25 protein-coding genes and 2 pseudogenes are annotated in these 23926 nt (G+C 65.2%); 12 read left to right on the top strand and 15 right to left on the bottom strand.

Features of this window, described 5'->3' with window-relative positions:
- Nucleotides 1–209 precede the first annotated feature (209 nt).
- From AABQ55_RS25725 to AABQ55_RS25700, 6 genes are all read left to right on the top strand, one after another.
- The gene (locus AABQ55_RS25725) at nt 210–1829 is read left to right on the top strand and encodes an FAD-binding protein (RefSeq protein ID WP_272808000.1); all 1620 of its coding nucleotides are present in this window, start codon (nt 210–212) and stop codon (nt 1827–1829) included.
- On the top strand, nt 1826–2149 hold the full coding sequence (locus AABQ55_RS25720; RefSeq protein ID WP_272808001.1) for a 4Fe-4S binding protein: 324 nt from the start codon (nt 1826–1828) through the stop codon (nt 2147–2149). The genes AABQ55_RS25725 and AABQ55_RS25720 overlap by 4 nt, the downstream gene beginning before the upstream one ends.
- Before the next feature lie 59 nt (nt 2150–2208).
- The gene (locus AABQ55_RS25715) at nt 2209–3291 is read left to right on the top strand and encodes an ABC transporter substrate-binding protein (protein WP_272808002.1); all 1083 of its coding nucleotides are present in this window, start codon (nt 2209–2211) and stop codon (nt 3289–3291) included.
- 70 nt (nt 3292–3361) lie between these two features.
- Nucleotides 3362–4228 (top strand): ABC transporter permease, encoded by an 867-nt coding sequence (locus AABQ55_RS25710; protein ID WP_272808003.1) that lies wholly within the window; start codon nt 3362–3364, stop codon nt 4226–4228.
- A gap of 1 nt (nt 4229) precedes the next feature.
- On the top strand, nt 4230–5030 hold the full coding sequence (locus tag AABQ55_RS25705; RefSeq protein ID WP_272808004.1) for an ABC transporter permease: 801 nt from the start codon (nt 4230–4232) through the stop codon (nt 5028–5030).
- Complete coding sequence (locus AABQ55_RS25700) at nt 5015–5803, top strand: ABC transporter ATP-binding protein (RefSeq protein ID WP_272808005.1); 789 nt, start codon at nt 5015–5017, stop codon at nt 5801–5803. The genes AABQ55_RS25705 and AABQ55_RS25700 overlap by 16 nt, the downstream gene beginning before the upstream one ends.
- Before the next feature lie 56 nt (nt 5804–5859).
- Here the strand turns inward: AABQ55_RS25700 and AABQ55_RS25695 are convergent, their stop codons facing one another.
- From AABQ55_RS25695 to AABQ55_RS25685, 3 genes are all read right to left on the bottom strand, one after another.
- Nucleotides 5860–6150 (bottom strand): hypothetical protein, encoded by a 291-nt coding sequence (locus AABQ55_RS25695; RefSeq protein ID WP_338341916.1) that lies wholly within the window; start codon nt 6148–6150, stop codon nt 5860–5862.
- 124 nt (nt 6151–6274) lie between these two features.
- Nucleotides 6275–7339, bottom strand: a complete 1065-nt coding sequence (locus AABQ55_RS25690; RefSeq protein ID WP_272808152.1) for an adenylate/guanylate cyclase domain-containing protein — start codon at nt 7337–7339, stop codon at nt 6275–6277.
- 271 nt (nt 7340–7610) lie between these two features.
- The gene (locus AABQ55_RS25685) at nt 7611–8075 is read right to left on the bottom strand and encodes a MarR family winged helix-turn-helix transcriptional regulator (protein ID WP_272808007.1); all 465 of its coding nucleotides are present in this window, start codon (nt 8073–8075) and stop codon (nt 7611–7613) included.
- A 77-nt stretch (nt 8076–8152) separates the two neighbouring features.
- Between AABQ55_RS25685 and AABQ55_RS25680 the strand changes: the two are divergent.
- Both AABQ55_RS25680 and AABQ55_RS25675 read left to right on the top strand, forming a co-directional pair.
- Nucleotides 8153–8966 (top strand): annotated as a pseudogene (locus AABQ55_RS25680) (alpha/beta fold hydrolase); the annotation flags it as partial.
- 53 nt (nt 8967–9019) lie between these two features.
- Nucleotides 9020–9787: an alpha/beta fold hydrolase gene (locus tag AABQ55_RS25675; RefSeq protein WP_272808008.1), complete on the top strand. Its 768-nt coding sequence runs from the start codon at nt 9020–9022 to the stop codon at nt 9785–9787.
- Nucleotides 9788–9909: 122 nt separating this feature from the next.
- Here AABQ55_RS25675 and AABQ55_RS25670 read toward each other — a convergent pair.
- Nucleotides 9910–10047 (bottom strand): annotated as a pseudogene (locus AABQ55_RS25670) (homoserine dehydrogenase); the annotation flags it as partial.
- 262 nt (nt 10048–10309) lie between these two features.
- A complete protein-coding gene (locus AABQ55_RS25665) occupies nt 10310–10963 on the bottom strand; it encodes a hydrolase (RefSeq protein ID WP_272808009.1) in 654 nt (217 codons plus the stop codon).
- 154 nt (nt 10964–11117) lie between these two features.
- On the opposite strand from AABQ55_RS25665, the gene AABQ55_RS25660 reads away from it, so the two are divergent.
- A complete protein-coding gene (locus tag AABQ55_RS25660) occupies nt 11118–11999 on the top strand; it encodes a LysR family transcriptional regulator (protein ID WP_272808010.1) in 882 nt (293 codons plus the stop codon).
- Between the two features lie 18 nt (nt 12000–12017).
- Here AABQ55_RS25660 and AABQ55_RS25655 read toward each other — a convergent pair whose 3' ends face one another.
- Nucleotides 12018–13082 carry an NAD(P)H-dependent flavin oxidoreductase gene (locus AABQ55_RS25655; protein WP_272808011.1) on the bottom strand — a complete coding sequence of 355 codons (1065 nt, stop codon included), beginning with the start codon at nt 13080–13082 and terminating at the stop codon, nt 12018–12020.
- 264 nt (nt 13083–13346) lie between these two features.
- Nucleotides 13347–14096 (bottom strand): sulfite exporter TauE/SafE family protein, encoded by a 750-nt coding sequence (locus AABQ55_RS25650; protein WP_272808012.1) that lies wholly within the window; start codon nt 14094–14096, stop codon nt 13347–13349.
- 98 nt (nt 14097–14194) lie between these two features.
- Here AABQ55_RS25650 and AABQ55_RS25645 point away from each other — a divergent pair, with 98 nt between their 5' ends.
- The gene (locus AABQ55_RS25645; RefSeq protein WP_272808013.1) at nt 14195–15076 is read left to right on the top strand and encodes a LysR family transcriptional regulator; all 882 of its coding nucleotides are present in this window, start codon (nt 14195–14197) and stop codon (nt 15074–15076) included.
- A gap of 217 nt (nt 15077–15293) precedes the next feature.
- Here the strand turns inward: AABQ55_RS25645 and AABQ55_RS25640 are convergent, their stop codons facing one another.
- Both AABQ55_RS25640 and AABQ55_RS25635 read right to left on the bottom strand, forming a co-directional pair.
- A complete protein-coding gene (locus tag AABQ55_RS25640; RefSeq protein WP_272808014.1) occupies nt 15294–15545 on the bottom strand; it encodes a hypothetical protein in 252 nt (83 codons plus the stop codon).
- A gap of 281 nt (nt 15546–15826) precedes the next feature.
- Nucleotides 15827–16189, bottom strand: a complete 363-nt coding sequence (locus AABQ55_RS25635; protein ID WP_272808015.1) for a hypothetical protein — start codon at nt 16187–16189, stop codon at nt 15827–15829.
- Nucleotides 16190–16352: 163 nt separating this feature from the next.
- On the opposite strand from AABQ55_RS25635, the gene AABQ55_RS25630 reads away from it, so the two are divergent.
- Together AABQ55_RS25630 and AABQ55_RS25625 are read left to right on the top strand one after the other, a co-directional pair.
- Nucleotides 16353–16820, top strand: a complete 468-nt coding sequence (locus AABQ55_RS25630) for a DUF1810 domain-containing protein (protein ID WP_272808016.1) — start codon at nt 16353–16355, stop codon at nt 16818–16820.
- Between the two features lie 4 nt (nt 16821–16824).
- On the top strand, nt 16825–17373 hold the full coding sequence (locus AABQ55_RS25625) for a DUF488 domain-containing protein (protein WP_272808017.1): 549 nt from the start codon (nt 16825–16827) through the stop codon (nt 17371–17373).
- A 93-nt stretch (nt 17374–17466) separates the two neighbouring features.
- Here AABQ55_RS25625 and dhaL read toward each other — a convergent pair whose 3' ends face one another.
- From dhaL to AABQ55_RS25595, 6 genes are all read right to left on the bottom strand, one after another.
- A complete protein-coding gene (gene dhaL / locus AABQ55_RS25620; protein ID WP_272808018.1) occupies nt 17467–18108 on the bottom strand; it encodes a dihydroxyacetone kinase subunit DhaL in 642 nt (213 codons plus the stop codon).
- A 14-nt stretch (nt 18109–18122) separates the two neighbouring features.
- Entirely contained in the window at nt 18123–19115 is a 993-nt protein-coding gene (locus AABQ55_RS25615; protein ID WP_272808019.1) for a dihydroxyacetone kinase subunit DhaK, read from the bottom strand.
- A gap of 36 nt (nt 19116–19151) precedes the next feature.
- Nucleotides 19152–19925, bottom strand: a complete 774-nt coding sequence (locus AABQ55_RS25610; protein ID WP_272808020.1) for an SDR family oxidoreductase — start codon at nt 19923–19925, stop codon at nt 19152–19154.
- Between the two features lie 60 nt (nt 19926–19985).
- Complete coding sequence (locus AABQ55_RS25605) at nt 19986–20972, bottom strand: substrate-binding domain-containing protein (protein ID WP_244766013.1); 987 nt, start codon at nt 20970–20972, stop codon at nt 19986–19988.
- 168 nt (nt 20973–21140) lie between these two features.
- Complete coding sequence (locus AABQ55_RS25600) at nt 21141–22145, bottom strand: ABC transporter permease (protein WP_244766014.1); 1005 nt, start codon at nt 22143–22145, stop codon at nt 21141–21143.
- A gap of 54 nt (nt 22146–22199) precedes the next feature.
- Nucleotides 22200–23678: a sugar ABC transporter ATP-binding protein gene (locus AABQ55_RS25595; RefSeq protein ID WP_272808021.1), complete on the bottom strand. Its 1479-nt coding sequence runs from the start codon at nt 23676–23678 to the stop codon at nt 22200–22202.
- Nucleotides 23679–23926: the final 248 nt, after the last annotated feature.

Raw genomic sequence — 23926 nt, 5'->3', positions numbered from 1 at the left:
CACCAGGCCTGCCGATATGCGGACAGTTTGGCGCGGGGGCCGATTTCGGGGGAGCATTTTTTCTCTTCGGCAGCCATTGGGCACATCGTTATCCCTTTAATCTATAGTTTTAGTAGATAATATCGCTGTGTGATTGAGCGGTGCCTGCGGTGCCGCGCCCGTTCCGGGGATCTCAACCGGCTGTCTTCAGCGCGCATTGGAGAAATATCATGGCATTTCCACCCACCGCCGCATCATCCGTTCCCACCGCCTCGCTCGAACTCGACGCCGATGTCCTCGTGATCGGCGGCGGGCCGTCGGGTACCTGGGCGGCCATCGCCGCGGCCGCGAGAGGGGCGAAGGTCGTCCTCGCCGACAAGGGCTTCTGCGGCTCGTCCGGGGCCACTGCGCCTTCGGGCACGGGGGTCTGGTATGTGCCGCCGGATCCGGCGCGCCGCGCGAAGGCGATGAACAGCCGCTGGGATCTCGGCGGCCGGCTGGCGGATCCAGCCTGGATGCGGCGGGTGCTGGACCGGACCTATGACAATGTGAACCAGCTTGCCGAATGGGGTTACCCGTTCAGCGACGACGCCGACGGCCGGTCGATCCGCAACGGCCTCGACGGCCCGGACTACATGCGCCTGATGCGCAAGCGCACGAAGGCCGCGGGCGTGAAAATCCTCGATCACAGTCCCGCGCTCGAATTGCTGCGCGATGATGGCGGCGCGGTGGCGGGGGCCGCGGGCGTCCGCCGCCAGAAGGCGGACACCTGGCTGGTGAGGGCCAATGCGGTCGTCATCGCGACGGGCGGCTGTGCCTTCCTCAGCAAGGCGCTCGGCTGCAATGTGCTCACCGGCGACGGCCTTCTGTTCGCTGCCGAGCTTGGCGCCGAGCTCTCGGGAATGGAGTTCTCGACCGCCTATGCCATGGCGCTGGAAGGCGGCTCGGTCACCAAGACGCGCTTCTACGATTGGGCGACCTTCACCTTCGAGGACGGTTCGCCGATTCCGGGCGCGGCCTCCAAGGGCGGCCGGTCGGTGATCGCGCGTGTCCTCCAGTCGCGGCGCGTCTTCGCCCAGCTCGACAAGGCCGACGCGGAGACGGAGCAGGCGATGCGCTATGCCCAGCCGAACTTCTTCCTGCCGCTCGACCGCGTAGGGATCGATCCGTTCCGGCAGCGCTTCCCGGTGACGCTGCTCTTGGAAGGCACGGTGCGCGGCACCGGCGGGCTGCGGATCGTCGACAGCACCTGCGCCACGACCGTCCCGGGCCTCTATGCGGCGGGCGATGCGGCGACCCGCGAACTGGTTTGCGGCGCCTTCACCGGCGGCGGCAGCCACAATGCCGCCTGGGCGATGTCGTCCGGCTACTGGGCCGGCAGCGCGGCCGGCGAGCATGGCCGCCACCTGCGCGGCCGCAACCGGACGGTCCTGCGCGCCGGCGGCGTCGGCGTCGCCGATGGGCCGGGCCGGGCGATCGACGCCGCGGCGCTCACCCGGGCGGTGCAGGACGAGGTCTGGCCGTACGACCGCAACTATCTTCGCTCCGGCGAGCGGCTGACCGACTCGCTCGGCCGTCTCGACGGCCTCTGGCGCGACGCCCGTTCGGCGCAGGCCGCGTCGCTCGACGAGGCGCAGCGCACCCGCGAAGGCGTGGCGATGCTGGCGACCTCCCGGTGGATGTACCGCAGCGCCCTGTCGCGGACCGAAAGCCGCGGCATGCACAAGCGCGAGGATTTTCCCGAGAAGGACGACAGCCAGCTTCACTACACGACGAGCGGCGGCCTCGACGAAATCTGGATCGGACACGAGCGCGCGCCCTCGCCCGAAGTAGAGGTGCTCGCGGCATGATCGAGGTCATCAGTGAGGATCGCTGCACGGGCTGCAACATCTGCGTCAATGTCTGTCCGACCAATGTCTTCGCCCCGGTCGCCGGGGGCATCCCGGTCATCGCGCGCCAGGATGACTGCCAGACGTGCTTCATGTGCGAGGTCTATTGTCCGGACGACGCGCTCTACGTGGCGCCCCACGCGACCGAGATCACCCATGTGACGGCCGCGGAGCTGGAGGAGCGGGACCTCTTCGGAAGCTATCGCAGGTCGATCGGCTGGATCAGGGGCGGTCGGCCCCGGCCGGCGCCGGAAATCATGCAGCGACTGGAGCACCGCTGAAGGCGGGCCGGCTGCAAGCCTCAAGGCATGAACCGCAATTGGAACGAATGGGGATTTGAATGTCTATCAATCGCAGAATGTTCGTGGCCGCGCTGACGGCCGTCATCGGGTTCGCGGCCGTGCAGGCCATGCCATTACAGGCGCTGGCGGCGGAAAAGCCGAGCGTGATCCGCCTCGCCTCCTTCGGCAACGCCGCCGGCAAGCCCTATGGCACGGGGGCGATCGGGGTTCTGCGGGCGCAGGAACTGCTGGAGAAGGAATTTGCCGCCGACGGCATCTCGATCGAATGGCAGTTCCCGCGCGGAACCGGCCCCGCGATCAACGAGGCCATCGCAAACGGCCAGCTCGACTTCGCCTATTACGGCGGCCTGCCGAACATCGTGGGGCGCGGTGCCGGCCTCAAGACCAAGGTCGTCTCATCCTATGGCGTCAGCCCGAGTTATGTCGTGGCCCGGCCGGATGCGAAGATCACCTCGATCGCCGATCTCAAGGGAAAGAAGGTCGCGACATCGCGCGGCACGATCAACGAGCTCAGCCTCTTCCGCATCCTGGGGCAGGCGGGCCTGACGCCGGACGACATCCAGTTCTTCGACCTGCAGACCGCCGACCAGATCGCCGCGATCACCTCGGGTGACATCGATGCGGTCGTCGGCGGGGGCAGCAGCGTGCTTCAGCTCGTCGAGCAGAACATCGCCACGGTCGTCTTCACGACGAAGGGCAGTCCCGCTCCCGGCAGCAATTTCGGGTCCTTCGTCGTCACGGATGCGTTCCGCGAGGCCTATCCGGACCTGACGCAGCGGGTCGTCAACAAGTTCGTCGAGGCATCCTACTTCGCTTCCGACGAGAAGAACCGCGAGGCCCTGTTCGATATCTGGGCGCTGACCGGCTCGCCGCGGTCCACCTTCGAGAAGGACTATGCCGACGAGGTGCTGAAGGATCGCCAGAGCCCGCTTCTCGACGATTTCTATCGGGCGAACGTCACCGCCGGTGTCGATTTCGCCGTCAGCCAGAAGCTGATCCGCAAGCCGTTCGACGTCAACGAATGGGTGGACGACAGCTACCTGAAGAAGGCCCTGAAGGACTACGGCTACGAGAACGTCTGGACCCCGCGCGACAGCAAGGGCAACGCCGTCCAGTTCTGACGCTTTCGGTCTGTCCCGATTTTTCGACCGCCAGCTTTCACCGGATTCCCGGTGAAGGAAAGGAGAGAGCATGTCCGACGTCACCTTCAAGGCGCCCGTCATCATCAGCGATCGCCGGCCTCAGCGGGCCGGTGCAGGAGAGGGCGCGGCGCGCTCGTGGCCTCGGCCTTGGCTGCCCGATGCGGTTGCCAGGGTGCTCCTGGGCCTCGTGCCTCCGCTCGCGCTGCTGGCCCTGTGGTCCTATGCCGTCCGGCAGGAATGGCTGGCGGAGCAGATCCTGCCCGCGCCGATCCTTGTCTATGAAACGACGCTCGACCTGCTGCTGACCGGCCAGCTTGCCGAGGAACTCTCGGTCAGCCTTGCCCGCGTCGGGGCAGGTCTTGCGATCGGCGGCGGGCTCGGCCTCCTGTTCGGGCTCGCCTTCGGGCTCTTTCGTACGCTCGACCTCTATGTCGCGCCGACGGTTCGCGCCTTCTGCCTCGTGCCGTCGCTGGGCTGGCTTCCCTTCTTCATGCTCGTCTTCGGCATCGGCGAAACGCTCAAGCTCGTCCTTATCGCCAAGACCTGCTTCCTGCCGCTGATGGTCGGGGCCTATGAGGGATTGCATAGCCGGCCGCGCAAGTACGACGACGTTGCGAGCGTCCTCGAACTCTCGTGGTTCTCGCGCGTGCGGCTGGTCGTCTGGCCGTCCATTCTGCCGTCCATCCTGACGGGGATACGCCAGGCGCTCAGCCGCGGCTGGAAGGTGCTCATCCTCGTGGAGATGATCTCGTCGGCCGCCGGCCTCGGCTATCTGATGATGTGGGGGCGCAAGGCGTTCCAGCTCGACGTCGTCTTCGCGACCATGATCGTCATCGGCCTGGTCGGCTGGGCGCTCGACCACGCCCTGACGCGCTTCCAGCACCGGGCGACCGTCTGGTCGTTCAAGGCGGCCTGACATGGCGGCGACTGATTTCTCCGCCGTGTCGCGGTCCGGCATCGTCGCGCGCGCTTTGGTGCTGCCGGCCGGGCTTCTTCTCCTCTGGGTACTGTTGGACGCCCTCGGCGCCTTGAAGGGCGGCATCGTGGTATCGCCCTCGCAGGTCTTCGGCACGGCCTATGAGGGATTTGCCGACGGCTCGCTGCCGGGCGCGGCGCTCGCGACCCTGCTGCGGGCGCTGACCGGCTGGGCCATCGGCGCGCTTGCCGGGCTCGTATTCGGCCTGGTCCTCGGCCTGTCCGGCATCGCGCGCAATCTGTTCGACCCCTCGATTTCCAGCCTGCGGCAGATCGCCCTGTTCGCCTGGATCCCGCTGCTCAGCGCATGGCTGGGAAACGGCGAGGCGATGAAGATCACGCTGATCGCCCTTGGCGCCTTCTTTCCCATGGCGCTCGGCACCCAGGCGGGCTGCCAGAACGTCCCGGCGCCGTTTCGCGAGGTCGGCAGGGTGCTGGAGCTCGATCGCCGCGCGACGATCACCGCCATCATCATTCCCGCGGCCCTGCCGTCGATCCTGGTGGGGCTGGAGCTCTCTCTCAACATCGCCTGGCTCGGCACCTTCGGCGCCGAATACCTGATCGGCACGGGCTACATCAACGGCATGGGCGACGGCCTCGGGGCCTATCTCGCGGCGGCGCGGGAATATGCCCGCATGGACCAGGTCCTGCTCGGGGTCCTGTTCCTCGCGCTGATCGGCCTCGGCCTCGACAGGCTCGTTCTCGGATTTTCAAGGAGGCTCGTATCATGGCGGACGCCCTGACGCTTTCACGACCGGCCGCGCGGGATGCCGGCGCGGTGGCCATCCTCGGCGTGTCGAAGACCTTTCACGTCGAGAACCGGACGGTGCATGCGCTCGACGACGTGTCGCTTGCGATCGCATCTGGTGAATTCATCAGCATCGTCGGGCCGAGCGGCTGCGGGAAATCGACGCTGCTGCGCTTCCTCGCCGGCCTGGACAGGCCGGACGGCGGCCGGATCACGGTGGATGGCGAGGTGGTCGACCGGCCGAGCCTCAAGCGCGGCATCGTCTTTCAGGATCATCGCCTGCTTCCCTGGCTCAATGTGGAGGAAAACGTCGCGCTCAGCCTTCGCAGCCTTGCCGGCGCGCCGGCCGACAAGAAGGAGAGGGTGCAGTCCCTCATCGACCTCGTGGGGCTGACGGGCTTCGAGAAGGCCCTTCCGCACGAATTGTCCGGCGGCATGTCGCAGCGCGCCGCGATTGCCCGCGGGCTTGCGCCGCGGCCGCCGCTGCTGCTGCTGGACGAACCGCTCGGCGCGCTCGATTCCCTGACGCGCAGCTATCTCCAGGACGAGCTCCTGGCGATCCGGGAACGGGAAAAGAGCACGGTCGTCATGGTGACGCACGATGTGGAGGAAGCGATCTATCTCTCCGATCGCGTCGTCGTCATGGAGCCGAGGCCCGGGCGCATCGCCGCGATCTTCGATATCACAAGCAGGAGGCCGCGCCACCGCGACGATCCGGATTTCGTGGCGACGAGGCGCAAGATCACGGACCTGCTCGCAAAGCGGTAGCGAGCGTGCGATCCCTTCCTGGCCTTCCTGAAATACGAGGCCAGGTTCGAACTGGTTCAGCCCTCGGCGCATCGTCGCGATGCGTCTGGGTCGCCAAGCCGACGGCTGGGCGTTTTGGCCGGAGCGGTATGGGTTGCCAGCTCGCCGGCAGTCAGATGACAGCGTATGAACCCATTTTTCGTCGCGTGAACGGGCGGCCGCGCCTCGGCACACAGATTGCCGACCTGGCGGGGACAGCGGCCGGCGAGCGGGCAGCCGACGCCATGCATGGCTCTCGACGCCGGAAAGGCGGGTGGCCGGGAGACGTAGTGGTCCTTTCGAAGGCCGGGGGCGGCCTCCAGCAGCATTTCCGTATACGGGTGGAGCGGGGCGACGCGCCTGGGGCGCGGCGCGGCAGGCTGTGGTGGCAAAATCGCAGCGCGGCTCGAACTTGCAGCCGTCGCGGTCAAGTGCCATGCCTCATGTCCGGGATCATTCAGCGGGAATGGGCAAGTGGATTGGCCGTTCAGCCGTCTTGCGCGCCGAGAGCGCCGCAACGCCGAGCATATGCCCGCGTCCCTTGAGGTCGTGCTGTCCAAGATCTTCGACAACGATGGCATCCGGAAGCACAATCTGCGCTGCGAGCTTATGGGAGATCAGCACGTCGCGGCCGAGCGTCTTGCAAAGCCTTTCGATGCGCGCCGTCGTATTGACCGTGTCGCCGAAGAACGCGATTTTGTGATGGTCGACGCCGATTTCCGCCGTGACGATCGGTCCTCCATGAAGGGCAGCCCGCAATCGCGGCACTTCCCCGAAACGGTGCTTCCAGGTCCTGGCGTGGGCGTCGATTTCGGACAGGATGTCAAAGACGCAGCGGACACAGCGGGCATCCTTGATCCCGCGGGCAAGCGGCCAGGTGACGATCGCGGCATCGCCGACATAGTCGTTGATGGCGCCCTTGTGGCGCCGCACCGGTTCCGCGAAGGTCGAGAAGATCGCCTTCAGATACTGTTGCGCGCGCAGGTCGCCGTGTTTTTCCGCATAGGCGGTCGAGCCGGCGAGATCGATGAACAGGAACACGCGCTCTTCGGTGACCGGTTGACGATAACGGCTGATCAGCATGCTGGTGAACACATCCCTGCCGAGCAGGTCGCGAACACGCAGGATGAAGATGATCAGAAGGCAGACGGCGAAGCCGTAGAGAAGCACCTCGACGGGCATGACCATCGCCTCGACGAGCGAGCCGGCTTTGATCATGCCAAGCAGGAGAAGGCCGGCGCTGGCCACCGCATAGCCGGCACTCATCAGGATTTGATAGGCAAGGAGCGACGCAAGGAGATAGGGCAAGCTCGGCAGTTCATCGATCTTCCGACGCAGTTTGCGGAAGGTCGCCCGGCGCTCGAAAGCGATGATGGGCATTCCCATGGCGATCGCATAAGCTGGCCCCACGACCGGCAGCAGCCGCCCTGGCGACATCATGACATCGTAGAGAATCCCGCTCAGCACCAGGCCGAGGACTATGAACAGCCAGTTTTGAGCAGGCGAGATTTCCCGCATGGCGCAGAGCGCTCCTTTGGCGTCGGCAGGCGTTGTCGCACCCGCGCTGTTGCGGTCCAAGTCGACTGCATTGCCGTCCATGAACGGCAGGTGCGCGCCGCAAGGGCGATCGAAGCTCCGGGGAAATGCCGGGCGGCCCGTTTCAGGGGCCGCCGGACCGCACCGGCGCTCAACAACATGATACGCTATCGTCTTTCAAAACAATCGAAAACGCTGTCGCCAAACCCAACGTGCCGCTGCACCCATTGCCTTTCCTCACGCGAGTTTGATTTCAGGAGCGCTCAACGCTTTGGAGACGATCGCGTATGTCGTCGATCGATGCGCGAATGGCGCTGATCGTTTCGCCGTCGAGCCCGACGGCGTCCTGGATGCAACGCGCGATCTCTGCCGCATGGCCTCTCAGCGCGTGTCCTTCCTTGGTCAGATGCAGGAGGACCTCGCGTTCGTCTTTCGGGTTTCGCGTCCTGGTGACCAGACCGGCCGCCTCCAGCCGCTTGAGAAGGGGCGTAAGCGTGCTGGAGTCGAGAAAAAGAATCCCGCCCAGTTCCTTCACGGTGCGGCCGTCCCGGCCCCAGAGCGTCACCATGACGAGGTACTGAGGGTAGGTGAGCTTGAGCTTGTCGAGCAGCGGGCGGTACAGCTGCGTGAAGGCGTGTTCGGCGGAATAGACGGAAAAGCACAGCATTTCCGAGACATCCGGGATGGACGGGGGCTGGCTGGCGGGCGCTGGCGTCATGGCGGTCTCCTTTCTCTCACAAATAATTTGTGCGCGATTGATTTGCAAGCAATTGACAAAGGGCCTCATCGCGCTACTTCACGACCAGCGACGGCACCCGGCTTTTCTACAAGGACTGGGGTGTCGGCCAGCCCATTCTCTTCGCTCACGGCTGGCCGCTGTCATCCGACGCCTGGGACCAGCAGATGCTGTTCTTCGGGCAGAATGGTTTCCGCGTGATCGCCCATGATCGCCGCAGCCATGGCCGCTCCGACCAGACCTGGGACGGCAACAACATGGACCGGTACGCCGACGATCTGGCGGAATTGATCGAGGCGCTGGACCTGCGCGACGTGATCCTCGTCGGTCATTCGACCGGCGGCGGCGAGGTCGCGCACTACATCGGCCGTCACGGCACGGCGCGTGTCGCCAAGGTCGTCCTTGTCGGCGCCGTCCCGCCGCTGATGCTGAAGACGGATGCCAATCCCGAGGGAACACCGCTCTCGGTGTTCGACGGCATCCGAAAGAACACCGCTACCAACCGGCCGCAGTTCTTCTTCGACCTGACCGTTCCCTTCTACGGCTTCAATCGCGACGGCGTCGAAACCAACGAGGGCCTGCGCGAGAACTTCCGCCGCATCGGCCTGCAGGGCGGCATCAAGGGCCAGTATGACTGCGTCCGCGAATTCTCCGAGGTCGACTACACCGAAGACCTTCGGCGGATTGATCGCCCGACCCTGATCATCCACGGCGATGATGACCAGATCGTCCCGCTCAAGGCTTCCGCTCGATTGGCCGCGGAAATCGTCCCGGATGCGACCCCTGAGGGTCTATCCCGGCGGATCGCACGGGCTCGCCGAGACCGAGGCCGAACGCTTCAACGCCGATGTCCTGACCTTCATTCGCGGCTGAGCGCGTCCTCAGGTCCCGAAATCCACAGAACCAGATCAGAGAAGGAAAGTATCATGTCCAAGTTTGCTGCAACGGTTGCTCTCGCAGCCACGCTTCTTTCCGGTGCCGCCGCCGCCGAACCGGCCAAGCCCACCATCGTCCTCGTGCATGGCGCGTTTGCCGACTCCTCGAGCTGGAACGGAGTCATCACCCGCCTTCACAAGGATGGGTACAGGGCCGTCGCCGTCGCAAATCCGCTGCGCGGCGTCTCGCATGACGCACGGCTCGTGTCCGATGTCGTCGACAGCATCGAGGGCCCGGTGGTCCTTGTCGGTCATTCCTATGGCGGCCAGGTCATCTCGAACGCCGCGAAGGGGCACGACAACGTCAAGTCGCTGGTCTATGTGGCGGCCTTTGCGCCGGACACTCGCGAGGCCGCGGCCGAGCTGGCCGGCAGGTTCCCCGGCGGTACACTCGGCGAAGCGCTTGCTGCCCCGGTCAAGCTCGCCGGGGGCGGCGTCGACCTCTACATCGACCAGACGAAGTTCCGCGACCAGTTCGCGCACGACGTTCCGGCCGAAGCGACGGCGCTGATGGCGGCCGGCCAGCGGCCGATCACCGAGGCGGCGTTGACGGAAAAGTCCGGCGACCCGGCCTGGAAGGCGCTGCCGTCGTATTTCGTCTATGGCGATGGCGACAAGAACATCCCGGCGAAAGCACTGGGATTCATGGCCGAGCGCGCGGGCTCCAAGCGCACGGTCGTCGTGGAAGGCGCGTCGCATGTCGTGATGGTCTCGCAGCCGCAGGTCGTCGCCGACCTGATCGAAGAGGCTGCGCGATAGGCTGACACCGACCTACGACACCAGGCCACGGCACGTGAGCGCCGTGGCCTGTCCGTTTCCTCGGCTCCGCGGTCTGCAACCTCTTCGGAAGGATTGTCATGCGGACCGTTGCTGAACTGAAACCGGCGCGCCCTTGCAGCCAGAATGTGCTCGAGATCCTTCAGTGCCGCTGCCGCGGTGGCGAGCGGTTCCTTGCCGGATCCGATCGCGACCGTTTCGCCCATCGCGTCGGTGGTGATGCGGATTGCCTTGTCCTTTCCGCCGCAATCGCTTGTGGCCACTCCGAGCCGGACACGGCCATGGGGTGCCCGGGCCGCGATCCGGCATTGTTGGCTGCCGCCGATCATGATCGGCGGCGGTGCCCGCGAAAATCCGATGCCGTAACGACCACGCGCGCGAAAGATCGGGCCGGCCACGTCCATCAGGCATGGGCGGCGTTCTTGCAGAGAGGGGATGACAAGGCCCGACAGCAACCGGCTTTTCCTCGATGCCCCGTTCGAGACCTCGCCATCCCCACCCGGATCAGCCCGCGGTGCCCGGTGCCGGCGTGTTGAGCAGCTGCTGCTCCCAAAGATAGGCGATGCCGCTTCCGGCAGCGTGCTGGAGGACCACGTCGTTCAGCGCGATGGCGGTTTCGGTCCGTGCCCAGTCGCGCTGCCACTCGGATGCCAGGGCCAGCCAGGTCATCAAGTTCACGCCCGCCGCGGCCATGCGCTGGATGGCGACCTCATGCGCCTCGACCGAAACCGCGCCCGACGCATCGGTGATGACCGTCACATCCCAGCCTTCCCCCGCAGCCTGGATTGCCGGCATCGCGACGCAGATCTCGGTCCACAGGCCGGCGATGATGAGCTGCTTGCGTCCCGTCGCCTTGACCGCATCGACCACCTTCTGATCTTCCCAGGTGTTGATGAACGTCCGGTCGATCACCTCCTGGCCGGGGAACACATCGGTGATCTGCCGAAAGAGGAGGCCGCCGCGATCGGCGATGACGCTTGTCAGGATCGTCGGGACGTTGAAGACCTTGGCGGCCTTTGCCAGCGCCGTCGAATTGTTGACCACGATGTGCGGGTCATGGCTGTTCAGGTTCGCGAGCTGATAGGGCTGATGGTCGATCAGGACGAGGACCGAATCTTCGGGACGAAGAAGCGAAGCAAGGCCATTACGAAAGGTCATGAAGACATCCTCTGTTGCCGTTTTGTGTGGGATTGGTCTGGCAATCGACAGGCGCCGGATGCGGCGCTGCCTGCGAAACGGACTCTGTCATCCCGCATCATGATGCGGTAGCGCCCTTTCGTGCTAAGCTGTGTCGCAATATGGGGAACGCCGAATGGACATGGAAGACCTGCGGACATTCGTGGAGGTTGCCGATGCGGGGGGCGTTACGTCTGCGGCGCTCCGGCTCGGCATCTCCAAGTCGATGGTCAGCCGGCGGCTTATACGGCTTGAGGCGGAGCTCGGTACCCAGCTTCTCGCACGAACCACCCGCGGCGCCGCTCTCACGGAAGCCGGTGCCACGTTCCGGGATTATGCCGCCAGGGTTTGCGCCGAGATCGACGTGGCCAGGGAAACGATCCTGCCCGCCGGTGAGCTGTGCGGCCGCCTGCGGATTGCCGCGCCGCTTTCGTTCGGCCCGACCCACTTCGCCCCGGTGCTCGCGGACATGGCGCGACGCCACCCGCAGCTCCACATCCACACGTCCTACAGCGACCGCTTCGTCGATCTCGTCGCCGAAGGTTTCGATTGTGCGATCCGGATCGGCACTCTCCAGGATTCCAGCCTGATCGCCAGGCGCATCGGGCCGCTCCACGGGAAGTTCGTCGCGAGCCCGGATTATATAAGGACGCATGGATCCCCGGAAACGCCGGAAGAGCTCGTCGCCCATCAGGCCCTCATGCAGGGCATGGAAACCTGGCAGCTTATGGATGGTGACAGGGTCATGACGGTCAACCCGCGGGGGCGCTTCAAGGCCGACAGCGGAGTGGCTCTTGCCGTGGCCGCGGCAGCCGGGCTGGGTATCGCCGCGCTGCCCGACTACCTTATCCAGGACTACATGGCGTCCGGCGCGCTTGTTCCGGTCATGACGCGCCATCCACCGCCACCAGCCGGCATATTCATTGTCCGCCCGCCGGGGCAGCATCCCGCAAGGAAGGTGCGGATCCTCACCGAAATGCTGATCGAGTGTTTCGAACAGGCACCAGACCCGGCGTGAGCGCCATGAGGGGCAAGCCTACGGATTGCCTTGGCAGGCCTGCAGTTCGAGCCGTAGCGTGTCGACCAGTTCGGCCGCCGGCATTGTACGCGTGAGCGGCGCGCCTTGTCCGGCCCATTGCGCCCCGAAGCCGTATTCCCCTTTTGCCTTGGCGGCGGCATGGAGGGCCTTGCCTGCGTCGTAGGCGATCGGATAATCCGGCGGGAGGCGGTTTCCGACCGTCCTTGCAAGTGCGGTAAAGCGGTTGGCAAGCGCACGGGCCGGCCGGCCCGATATGAGCGGCGTAAGCGTGGTGTGGTAGGCTGCCGGCCCGGCAAGTGCGGCGCGGTACGCGTTGTCGGCAGCGGACTCGGGACAGGCGATGAACGCCGTGCCGAGCTGTGCTGCGGCCGCACCGAGGTCGAGCGCTGCGGCGATGCCCGCGCCGTCCATGATCCCCCCGGCTGCGACGACGGGCAGGGAGGTGTTCTTCACCAGCAACCGGGTCAGCGCCATGGTGCCGAGCGCATCGTCGGGTGCGGCGGGATCGAACATGCCGCGATGCCCCCCGGCCTCGATCCCCTGCGCGACGATCGCGTCGATTCCCGCAGCTTCGACTGCCCGTGCCTCATCGAGGCTGGTTGCTGTGGCGAGCATGAAGATGCCGCGCTCACGCAACGCCGACAGCACATCGGCAGGCGGCAGCCCGAAATGGAAGCTGAGAACCGGCGGGGCCGTCTCCAGCAGCATCGCCACCATGTCGGCGTCTTCCGCAAGGCTCTTGTAGATCGTGCGGAGCGTTGCGGGCGGCTCCGCACCGAACTCGGCGAACAGAGGGCGCAACCATCCAAGCCATTCCGCCTCGCGTGCCGGGTTGGCCGACGCCGGCCCGTGCACGAACAGGTTGACGTTGAATGCCCGTCTGGTGCGTTCGCGCACTTCCGCGATCATCGAGCGCGCGCCGGCGACGTCCGTCGCGCCCACCCCGATGGAACCGAGGGCGCCCGCTTCCGAGACGGCAGCCGCCAGTTCGGGCGTCGAAACACCCGCCATGGGAGCTTGGATCAGGGGAAGCGAAAGGTCGAGCTGATCGAGAATGGACATGCCAGGCCTCTTCTGGAACCGTATATGAAACACCCTCGCGACGTGAATTTGGACGAGCGCCGCTAAAGCCAAAGCGCCCCTTTGCGCCCGCGAGCGTGGGAATGGGTTTGCCGTTGATTCGAAGCGCTGCATTTTTGACATGCAGCCCTCCAACCGGAATTCTGAATCTGCGAGGCAAGCATAGAGCGCGCGCCCGGATTGTCTCCCGAAATCTATCCTGCGAGGAATTTGTGGCGCGAAGGCCGGCCGCGTCGGACCATCGCCTCACCAGACGGCCCGCAGCATCATCTCCGCGCCGAGAAGCGCAAGGGCGATCAGGAAGCAGCGCTTGAACATGGCCGGACTGACCGCTTTCCTGACGTGCTGGCCAGCCCACATGCCGATCAAGGCCGGAACGACGGCGAGGCTCGAAAGCGCTGCTCCATCAAGCTGAAATGCCCCTTGCAAGGAAAGTCCGGCGGCGAGCGCGACGGTGGAAACGGTAAAGGAAAGACCGAGGGCCTGAACGAGATCATCCTTCTCGAAGCCGAGGGCTTGGACATAGGGTACGGCCGGAATGACGAACACGCCGGTTGCACCGGCGATGAGGCCGGTGGCAAGCCCGATCACCGGCGAGAGCCACGCTTCATGAGCCTGGCTGACATGATAGGGCTTCGCCAACAGCGTGTAGACCGCATACACCGCGAGCGCGAGACCGAGCAGGGCGGTGGTCAGGCTGGTATTGCCGCCCGCCAGCATGGAGGTACTGCCGAGCGTGCCGACAAGAACTCCGGCCATCATGGTCCAGAGCCGCCGCACGATGCCGACAAGGCTCGGACCGGAAACGAGTTGCCAGACATTTGTTACGAACGATGGGACGATGAGCAACGATGCTGCCGCAAGAGGCGACAGGAGCCCGCCGAGAACACCCATGGCGACCGTCGGGAGGCCCATTCCCGTGACGCCTTTGACGATGCCGGCGACGAAAAACGTTGCTCCGGCAGCAAGCAGCAATGAGATCGATGCATCATTCATGATGCTTTCTTACGCGCCGCGCCGTCATCCACAATGCGGCAGTTCCGTATCCAGCCTTCGTCTGGACCGAAGGCTATGGCGCGTGTAACGTTTTAAGGATGCGCTTCGACTTCATCGACCTGCGTCTCTTTCTCGCCGTGGCTGAGGCTGGCAGCATCACCCACGGAGCGGCGCAGGTCGGTCTTTCGCTTGCAGCGGCCAGTGATCGCCTGCGGGAAATGGAGGCCACCGGAGACGTCCGCCTGCTCGAAAGGGGACGCCGGGGCGTTGCGTTGACGGAGGCGGGGGAGGCACTTTCCCACCACGCGCGCGAAATCCTGAATCAGGCGACCCTCATGCGTGGGGAAATGGGGCGCTACGCGAAGGGGCTGCGCACGAATATCCGGGTGGTCGCAAATACGGCAGCCATCGTGGAGGTTCTTCCAAGCCGCCTGTCGCCATGGCTTGCCGCGCATCCTCAAGTCGATGTCGAACTCCGGGAGCGTCAAAGCCAGGAAATAGCCCGAAGCATCGCCGCGGGCTTTGCCGATATCGGCGTGTTGTCGGATGCGGCCGCCCATGAAGGTTTGCTCCTCAAACCCTTTGCGGTGAGCAAACTAGTCGTGGTCTCGGCAAAGACACATCGGCTCGCAATGGAAAAGGAAACCCGGTTCGCCGGTCTTGCCGAGCAGTATTTCGTGGGCCTGGAGGGCGGCGCATTGCAGGATCACATCGACGCTCAAGCGGACAGGATAGGCGTACGGCTCCGATACCGGGTGAGACTGCGGACGTTTGAATCCATATGTGCGGCGGCAAGTGACGGCGTCGGGATCGCCATCGTGCCGGATACGGTGGCGCGGCGGTGCAAGCGAGCCTATCCGTTGGCGCTGACGTCCTTGGCAGATGCATGGGCAACGCGAAATCTCTCCGTATGCGTGGCCTCCGGACGCGATCCGACCCCGACGGTTCAAGCGCTGTTCGACCATTTGGCCAGTGCATGATCCGAGCCCTTCCGGCCGGGCCGGCCGCCGGGCAATGGCCGTGCATTTCGACGCTGCGCCAGGACGGCAAGCCAGATCATCCCGGGTGGGGGAACCACGCATCGCAACTGAATTGACACGCCCTCGGATAGACGAAGGGCGCTCGACCCTTTCGGGGAGCGCCCTTCTGGACCCGGACGACTACGAACGCGCGAGGCAGCACCATCGCTGCAGGCAGTCATCGATTACGGGTGGTGAGCGATAGATGGGGGGAGGGTGCCGGGATTTCAAGGCCGTCCGGGTCATCCATCGTGCGAACGGGCAATCCGAGGCAAACATCGCAAATGCCGCAGCCATCATCGTCCATCGGCTGGTCCGCGCGCTCGCAACAGAGGCAGACGGCTGCACATCGGAGGCGGCCCTTGCTTCTTGCCGGGACCATGATTTCCATCGCATCGTCCGATGCGGCATTGGTGACGAATTCCTTCATCGCCCGTTTCTCCGTTGACCTCCGCAGCAAAAGATAAGAGCTGCGGGGCGCTTTGCAATGGCAATTCCTCGCCAAGCCAAGAGCCTTTCACGCCGGGGATGGACTCTCCCGGCGCCGCATGCTGTTCTGGGGGCCGGAGGGACAGGTATGGCGTATGAATGGGATCCCCGGCGCGCGCGGCGCGCACGCTTGATCAGGCTGGCGGCGGCGGTAGCGATCAGCGCGTCGGCAATAACGGTGCCCGTCGCGGTCCTGCTGGCGGCCGCGCCGATCTGACATCCTCACCAGAGGCGGCGGTCGGCCTTTGCAACGATCATCGGCATGGCCGCGGCGCCGGCGGTTCCGAGGCGCAGGCGCTGAACGAGATTGCCGAGCAGGGCGGTCGCGGCGATCGTGAGCGCAATCCGCAGCCAGGAATGGTCTTCGCGCGGCCGGCCGGCCCGGGGCGAATGCCGATGCATGGCATCTATTTGCCTTCTCAAAGCAGCGACGTCCTTTCGGAGCGCGGCGAGATCGCGGTGAATATTGCCGCGCGAAGCGTCGCGTTCGGGCGCCTCGACCATATCGCCGTCCTCCTCGACCTCTGCAAGATACTCCCGAAGCTGGGCCGGGCTGTCGAAACCGCTTGTTCTCACATTCACCATCGCTCTCTCCTGTCGTCTCGTGGTTTCGCTTCAACGCGCAATGCGCCGAAAAGATGCGTGTTGAGCGGCCGGACACAGGGCGCTTGTCCCGCGCCAATGGTGCACTATCTGCATCAGCCGGAACGATGTGATCGGTCGCGCAGACGGCGCAGGAGAAGATGCGATGGCACAGAACGATCCGTTCGAGCTTTCCCGTTTCGTTGCAGCGCAAGATCGCGTCTTCGACACGGCCCTTGCCGAGCTCGGCGCGGGGCGCAAGGAAACCCACTGGATGTGGTTCATCTTCCCGCAATTGCGTGCGCTGGGGCGGTCGCCCACCGCGAATTTCTACGGCATCGGCTCCATCGAGGAGGCCCGCGCCTATCTCCGGCATCCCGTCCTTGCCGACAGGCTGGCGCGCGCGGTCGATGCGGTGCTCGGCGTGTCCGGCCGCTCCGTCCATGAGATCTTCGGTTCGCCCGATGATCTGAAATTCCGTTCTTCGATGACCCTGTTCGGCGAAGCTGCCGGGGCGGAGGGGCAAAGATTCCGGCTCGCCCTGGAACGATTTTTTGCCGGCGAGCCCGATCCGCACACGCTCGAGCTCATGCAGGCCGCCGCTTCCAGTCGCGGCCCCTCTGATCGCGCGTGACGCGATGGCGCAGCCGTTCTTCACCATCGGCCATTCCAACCTCGACCTTGCGGACTTTCTCGCACGGTTGCGGTCCGCAAGGGTCGAGCGCCTCGCCGATATCCGCAAGATGCCGATGTCGCGGGCCAATCCGCAGTTCAACCGGGACACGCTGCCCGACGCGCTTGCCGACGTGCAGATATCCTACGAGCATATTGCGACACTCGGCGGGCTTCGCGGCCGCAAGCCGGCCTTGCCGCCCGACATCAATGGCCTGTGGAAGAACAGGAGCTTCCACAACTACGCCGACTATGCGCTATCGGGCGAGTTTCGGGAGGGTCTCGAGCATCTGCGCGCCGAAGGGCGCCGGCGGCGTTGCGCAATGATGTGCTCGGAGGCGGTGTGGTGGCGGTGTCATCGCCGCATCGTCGCCGATTACCTGATCGCTCAGGGCGAAACCGTCTTCCACGTCATGGGCGAAGGCCGCCTTGAGGAGGCTCGCCTGACACCGGGCGCCGAGCCGAGACCCGATGGGACGGTGGTCTATCCCTCGCCCGATGATCCCGTTCCGTAACGGGGCGAGGCAGATGGAGGTTTGACAAAAAAGCGTTGCGCGGCCCGTTGCGAGGGGCGGGCCGCGCGTCCTGGGAGGACCGTTGGGGTTGCCTCAGCCGAGGCGGGCGCGTGCGCCGTCGGACAGTTCCTTCAGGATGATGGCGCAGGAGGTCGCGCCGGCATCCAGCACGCCGAGCGAGCGCTCGCCGAGCCGGCTGGCGCGGCCGATCTTCGCCACCAGGCCGATCGTCGAATCGCGCCCGGCCTCGGCGGCCGCAACGAGTGCTTCCAGCGCCTCGCCGAAGGATTTGCCCGCCGCCGTCGCCGCGTCGAAGGCCTCGACCGCCGGAACGAACGTGTCGAGCAGCGTCTTGTCGCCGACCTTGGCCGAGCCGATCGACCGGATGCCGGAAAGGCCGGCATGCAGCATCCTGCTGTAGGCCGCCGCGTCGATCGTCTCCACGCCTTGGATCGTCTCGGCGAATTCCGTGAACATGACGCCGTAGAGCGGGCCCATCGAGCCGCCGATCTCCGTCATCAGCACCGTGCCGAGCGTGTCGAGGGACTGGGCGAGCGACGCGTCCTTGCCCTTCAGCCGCTCGGCGGCCATGCCGAAGCCCTTGGCCATGTTCACGCCATGGTCGCCGTCGCCGATCCTGCCGTCGATCTCGCTGAGATAGGCCCGGTTCTCGACGATCCGCTCGGCCATCGAGAGGACGATCGCGCCGGAAGACGCATTGTCGAAGGTCTGCATGGGGCTTCCTCCCGTCACAGGATGATCGTGCAACGCGTCTCGACATCGAGCAGCGTCTTCAGGTCGTCGTCGAGCGCCATGACGGTCAGCGTCGCGCCGACCATTTCCAGCGAGGTGAAGTAGTTGCCGATCCAGGTCTTGCGGATCGTCAGCCCGCGCGCCGAGATCTCGCTCTCGATCGTGTCGTTGAGGATGTAGAGCTCGTTGAGCGGCGTCGCGCCGAGGCCCGAGACCAGCACGGCGACCTCGGTGCCGGCGGGAAGGTCGTGATCGTCGAGCACGATCTTCACCATGTCCCTGGCGACCGCCTCGGCCGTCTTCAGCGTCTCGACGCGCACGCCCGGCTCGCCGTGATGGCCGATGCCGACCTCCATCGTGCCCGGCTCGATCTGGAAGTTCGGATGGCCGACGGCCGGCAGCGTGCAGGGGCCGAGGCCGACGCCGATCGAGCGGCAGTTGTCGATCGCCTTCTGCGCGGCGGCCCGCACCTCCTCGAGGCTCGCGCCGGTCGCCGCCTTCGCGCCGCCGATCTTCCACATGAAGATCTCGCCGGCAACGCCGCGGCGCTTCTCGCGTTCCGCGATCGGGGCCGAGCAGACGTCGTCGTTGGCGACCACCGTCGCGACCTCGATGCCGTCCTTGGCGGCAAGCTTCGTCGCCATCTTCACGTTCATGTTGTCGCCGGCATAGTTGCCGTAGAGCACGACGACGCCCTTGCCGCCGTCGGCCGCGCGGATGGCGTCGTGGAAGCTCTTGGCGGTCGGCGAGGAGAAGAGCTCGCCGACGGCGACTGCATCGAGCATGTTCCTGCCGGCATAGCCGATGAAGGCCGGCTCATGGCCCGAGCCGCCGCCCGTCACAACGCCGACCTTGCCGGCAAACGGGGCGTCCCGGGCGACGACGACGCGCGGGTTCTCCGCAAGGCGCACGATATCCGAATGCGCCTTCACAAAACCCTTGACGGTATCCTCGACAACAAGGTCAGGGTCGTTGATGAAACGCTGCATGGTAACTCCTTGAGAATTGCGAGAGCCGGTCCGGGCTCAAAGAATGGTGTAGCCGCCGTCGATCAGAAGATCGGCGCCGTTGATCATGTCCGCGCCCGGCGAGACCAGGAACACGGCGGCGGCGGCGATCTCTTCCGGGAAGGCGAAACGGCCGGTCGGGATGCGCTTCCTGGCGGCGTCGCCCTTCTCGCCGGCCCAGGCCTTCTTGCCGAGTTCGGTGAGCACGATGGTGGGCGAGATCGTGTTGACGGTGATGCCGTGTTTGCCCCATTCGGCGGCGAAGGTCTTCGACATGCCGATGACGCCGAACTTGGAGGCGCAATAGGCGACGTGCTCCTCGATCGCCACCGTGCCGGCCTGCGAGGCGAGGTTGACGATCTTGCCGCCCTTGCCGTTGGCGATCATGCGGCGGCCGACCGCCTGCGTGACGAGGAAGCTGCCCTTGAGGTTGATGTCGATCGTCTTGTCCCATTGGGAAAGCGTCAGGTCTTCGGCCGGGGCCAGCGCGACGATGCCGGCGCTGTTGACCGCGATATCGATGCCGCCGAAGGCTGCGGCCACGTCGGCGACGGCCTTTTCCACCGAGGCCGGGTCGGAGACGTCGCAGACGAAGGGCTTCGCCGCACCGCCGAGCTCTTCCGCCTTGGCCTTGGCGATGTCGGCGTTGATGTCGAGCACCGCGACCTTCGCGCCCTTGGCCGCAAAGGCCGTGGCGATGGCCGCGCCGATGCCGGATGCGCCGCCGGTGACGAGCGCGACCTTGCCGTCGAGCGGGAAGTTGAGGTCGATCCTGGGAGGTGTGTCGGTCATCGGTTCAGCCTTCGTATCTTGAGAGAGCGGGGCGGCGGGGCCGCCCCGCGGTTTTGCCCGTTACTTGCGCATGTCCAGCAGCTTGTCGACGTTCTCGGTCGTGACCGGCGTCCACGGAACATTGTATTCCTTGTCCTTGCCGTCGTTGAACGGCATGTCCGGGTACTGCGCCCAGATGTCGGACTGCGGCTTGTAGTCGCCCTTCTTCGCATGGAAGATCGCGAGGTCCAGCGCGCCCTGGGCCTGTGCGCGGGCGTCCTGGAGGATCGAGGTCATCGTGCCTTCCTTGACGGCGGTCAGCGCGTCGGTGATGCCGTCGATGCCGGCGATCGCGAAATCGTCGGTCTTCAGGCCCGCCGACTTGATCGCCTCGATCGCGCCGAGTGCCATCTCGTCGTTCTGGCCGATGACGCCGTTGATCTGGCCGGGATGGGAGGTCAGCCAGTTCTCCATCAGCGTCTGGGCTTCGGCGCGCGACCAGTTGGCGGTCTGCTGCTCGAGGACCTTGACGTCCGGGCACTCGGCGAGCGCCTTCTGGTTGCCTTCGAGGCGCGAGATCTGCGCGGACTGGCCGATCGGGCCCTCGATGATCACGACATTGCCCTTGCAGCCGATCTTGTCGAGAACGGTCTTGGCTTCCATGTAGCCGGAAATCGTGTCGTCGGAGCCGACATAGGCGGCGAGCAGGTCGGAGTTCACGCGGGTGTTGGAGCCGACGACCGGAATGCCGGCGTCGCTGGCGGCCTGCACGGCCGTCGCGCCGGCTTCGATGTCGATCGGCACGAAGATGATCGCATTGAACTTCTGCGTGATCATCGTGTTGAACTGTTCCTGCTGGACCAGCGCGTCATAGCGGCCGTCGAAGACGGTGAGCTCGACTTCGCCGCTCTTGACGGCGGGGTGCTCTTCGAGCGCGGCGGACCAGATCTGCATGAATTCCGCGTTGAGGCCGTAGGGGGCCGCGCCGATCTTCAGCTTCTCCTGGGCCATGGCGGACGAGGCGAGCAGGGCGGTCGCCGAGGCGAGCGCGATCATCAGTTTCTTCATGTCATTCTCCTCCTTTGAGAATTCCGGCCGCACTTCGGCGTGCCGTTTCGTCCACGGGCGCGGTAAGACGCCCGGTTCCTGTCGGGCTAGAGCATCGAAATGCCCTAGCGCTTTGTTTTCATGGCAATTCCGGACGCAAAACCGCTGCGCACTTTTGCTGGAACTGCTTTAGACTCCCTGGTTTCGCTTCTGGTCGAGCATGACGGCGCCGACGATGAGGGCACCCTTGAGGACCTGCTGGTAGTAGGACTGGATGCCCATCAGATCGAGGCCGTTGTTCATGACGCCGATGATGAGCGCGCCGATCAGTGTTCCCGTCACCCGGCCGACGCCGCCCGAAAGCGAGGTGCCGCCGATGACGACCGCCGCGATGGCGTCGAGTTCGTAGGCGATGCCGGCCTGCGGCAGGGCGGAGCCCGTGCGGGCCGAGAGGATCATGCCGGCAAGGCCCGACAGCGCGCCCGAGATCACATAGACCATGAAGCGGATGCGCGTGACGTTGAGGCCGGAGGTCTTGGCCGCATGCGGGTTGCCGCCGACGGCATAGATGTAGCGGCCGAAGCGCGTGCGGGTCAGCACCCACCAGGAGACGAGGAAGACCACGGCGAGCAGGATGACCGGCATCGGAATGCCGAGGATGTTGCCCGTGCCGATCCAGCGGAATTCCGGGGAGAGCGCCGGCACCGGCTTGCCGCCGCCATAGATGAGGGTCGCGCCGCGGGCGGCCGAGAGCATGCCGAGCGTCGCCACGAAGGCGGGCACGGAAAAGCGCGAGACGATGAAGCCGACCAGCGCGCCGCAGCCGACGCCGACAAGGATGCCGACGGCGAGCGCCACCACCATCGGATAGGGCGCGCCGGCGATGCCGGCCGTTGCCGAGCTCGTCACGAAGCTGGCGCTCACCATGCCGGCCAGCGCGACGACCGAGCCGACCGAAAGGTCGATGCCGCGCGTCAGGATGACGAAGGTCATGCCGATGGCGAGCACGCCGTTGATCGACGTCTGCAGTAGCACGTTGGAAATGTTGCCGGGCGTCAGGAAGAACTGGTTGGACACCGACAGGATGCCGACGAGCAGCAGGAAGGCGAGGAAGATGCCGTATTCCTGCACGATCAGCCGGCGGCGATCGGAATTCAGCCAGCTGCTGGCGGTCTTGTTCTCGATACTGGACACGGATGTCACCTCTTGCCATGCGGGGTTGGATGCGTCGGTCGGGTCTCGTTCCGGTCAGGTCGACAGGTGCACGAGGGACTGGGCATCCGTTTCCTGCCGGTCATGAATGCCGGCGGATCGTCCCTGCCGCATGACGAGGATGCGGTCGGACATTCCCAGGATTTCGTCGATTTCGGAGGAGATCATCACGACCGTGCCGCCGCTCGCGGCAAAATCGCAGATGATGCGGTAGATTTCGCGCTTGGCGCCGACGTCGACGCCGCGGGTCGGCTCGTCGAGCAGCAGGACGCGCGGCTGGCGCAGGAACCATTTGCCGAGCACCACCTTCTGCTGGTTGCCGCCGGAAAGGCCGGAGACCGGCATCGTGTCGCGCGCGGCCTTGATGGCGAAGCGGGCGATCATGTCGGCGCTGGCCGCCTGTTCCTCGCTCCTGCGCATCACGAAGGCCGGGCTCATTTCCGGCAGGCTGGCGAGGCAGATGTTGTTGCGCACGCTGTCCGTCAGGTTGAGGCCCGTCACCTTGCGGTCCTCGGTGACGAAGGCGATGCCCTCGGCCATGGCGTCGGAGGGCTGGCGGATGCTGACGGCCTGGCCGTCAAGGCGGATCTCGCCGGATGACGGGCGGTCCATGCCGAAGAGGCAATTGAAGATTTCCGTGCGGCCGGAGCCCATCAGGCCGTAGATGCCGAAGATCTCGCCCTTGCGCGCGGTGAAGGAAATGTCCTCGATCTTGCCGGGCGCGGAAAGGCCGGAGACTTCGAGGCCGGCGGTCTCGGTCGGCGTGTTGGTCTTGATATATTCCTCGCCGAGCTCGCGGCCGACGATCATGCGGATGAGGCCGGGGCGGTCGATATCGGCAAGCTTGCCCGCGCCGACAAAGCCGCCGTCGCGAAAGACCGTGTAGCTGTCGGCGATCTGGAAGATTTCGGAAAGCCGGTGCGAGACGTAGACGATGCCCTTGCCCTCGGCCTTCAGGCGCTCGATCGCCGAAAACAGGTGCTGGGCCTCCTTCTCGCCGATCGCCGAGGTCGGCTCGTCCATGAAGATGACATCCGCCTCGTGGCTGAGCGCCTTGGCAATCTCGACCAGCTGCATCTGCGCGACCGAGAGGTTCATCATGTATTCTTTGGCGGAGATGTTGAATTCCAGGCGGTCCAGCAGCGCCTGGGCGTTGCGGTTCATCGTCTTGAAATCGATGCCGCCGAAGCGGGTGGACGGTTCGCGGCCGAGATAGATGTTTTCGGCCACCGTCATATGCGGAACCGGGCTCAGTTCCTGCTCGATGATGGCGATGCCGGAGTGGAGCGCTTCCGCGGGACTGTTGAATTCGACGGGCTTGCCGCGATGCAGGATCGTGCCGCCGTCGCGCTTGTGAATGCCCATGAGGATGGAGAGGAAGGTCGACTTGCCGGCGCCGTTGCCGCCGCACAGCGCATGCACGGAGCCGCCCGCAAGTTCGAAGCGGCCGTCGCGGAGTGCGGCGACACCGCCGAAGGACTTTTTCAGTCCCTCCACCTTCAAGAGTGGCTGCATGTCTTCCTCCCGGCATTTCAGGAGCGATGCTCTCTCCATCGCGTATTTACAAATTACACCTTAGTGTCGACATATGTCAAGTATGCAAAGTGACAAAGGATGGGATTGATCTGTCATTTGTAAAAAATCGATTTAAAGTGTCTGCCGTGCGCCGGCGGGGCGGGTATGTGCAGGCGCTTGCAGGCCCCGGAAAACTCTTCTACGGAAATGAAGAAAGACGAGCGGGGAGGGCGCCATGCAGGATCGGA

It is taken from the genome of Shinella sp. WSD5-1, from assembly GCF_963942435.1.
Taxonomy (GTDB): domain Bacteria; phylum Pseudomonadota; class Alphaproteobacteria; order Rhizobiales; family Rhizobiaceae; genus Shinella; species Shinella yambaruensis.
Note: the sequence above shows the minus strand (reverse complement) of the source record. Positions and strands in the feature narration are given on the sequence as shown.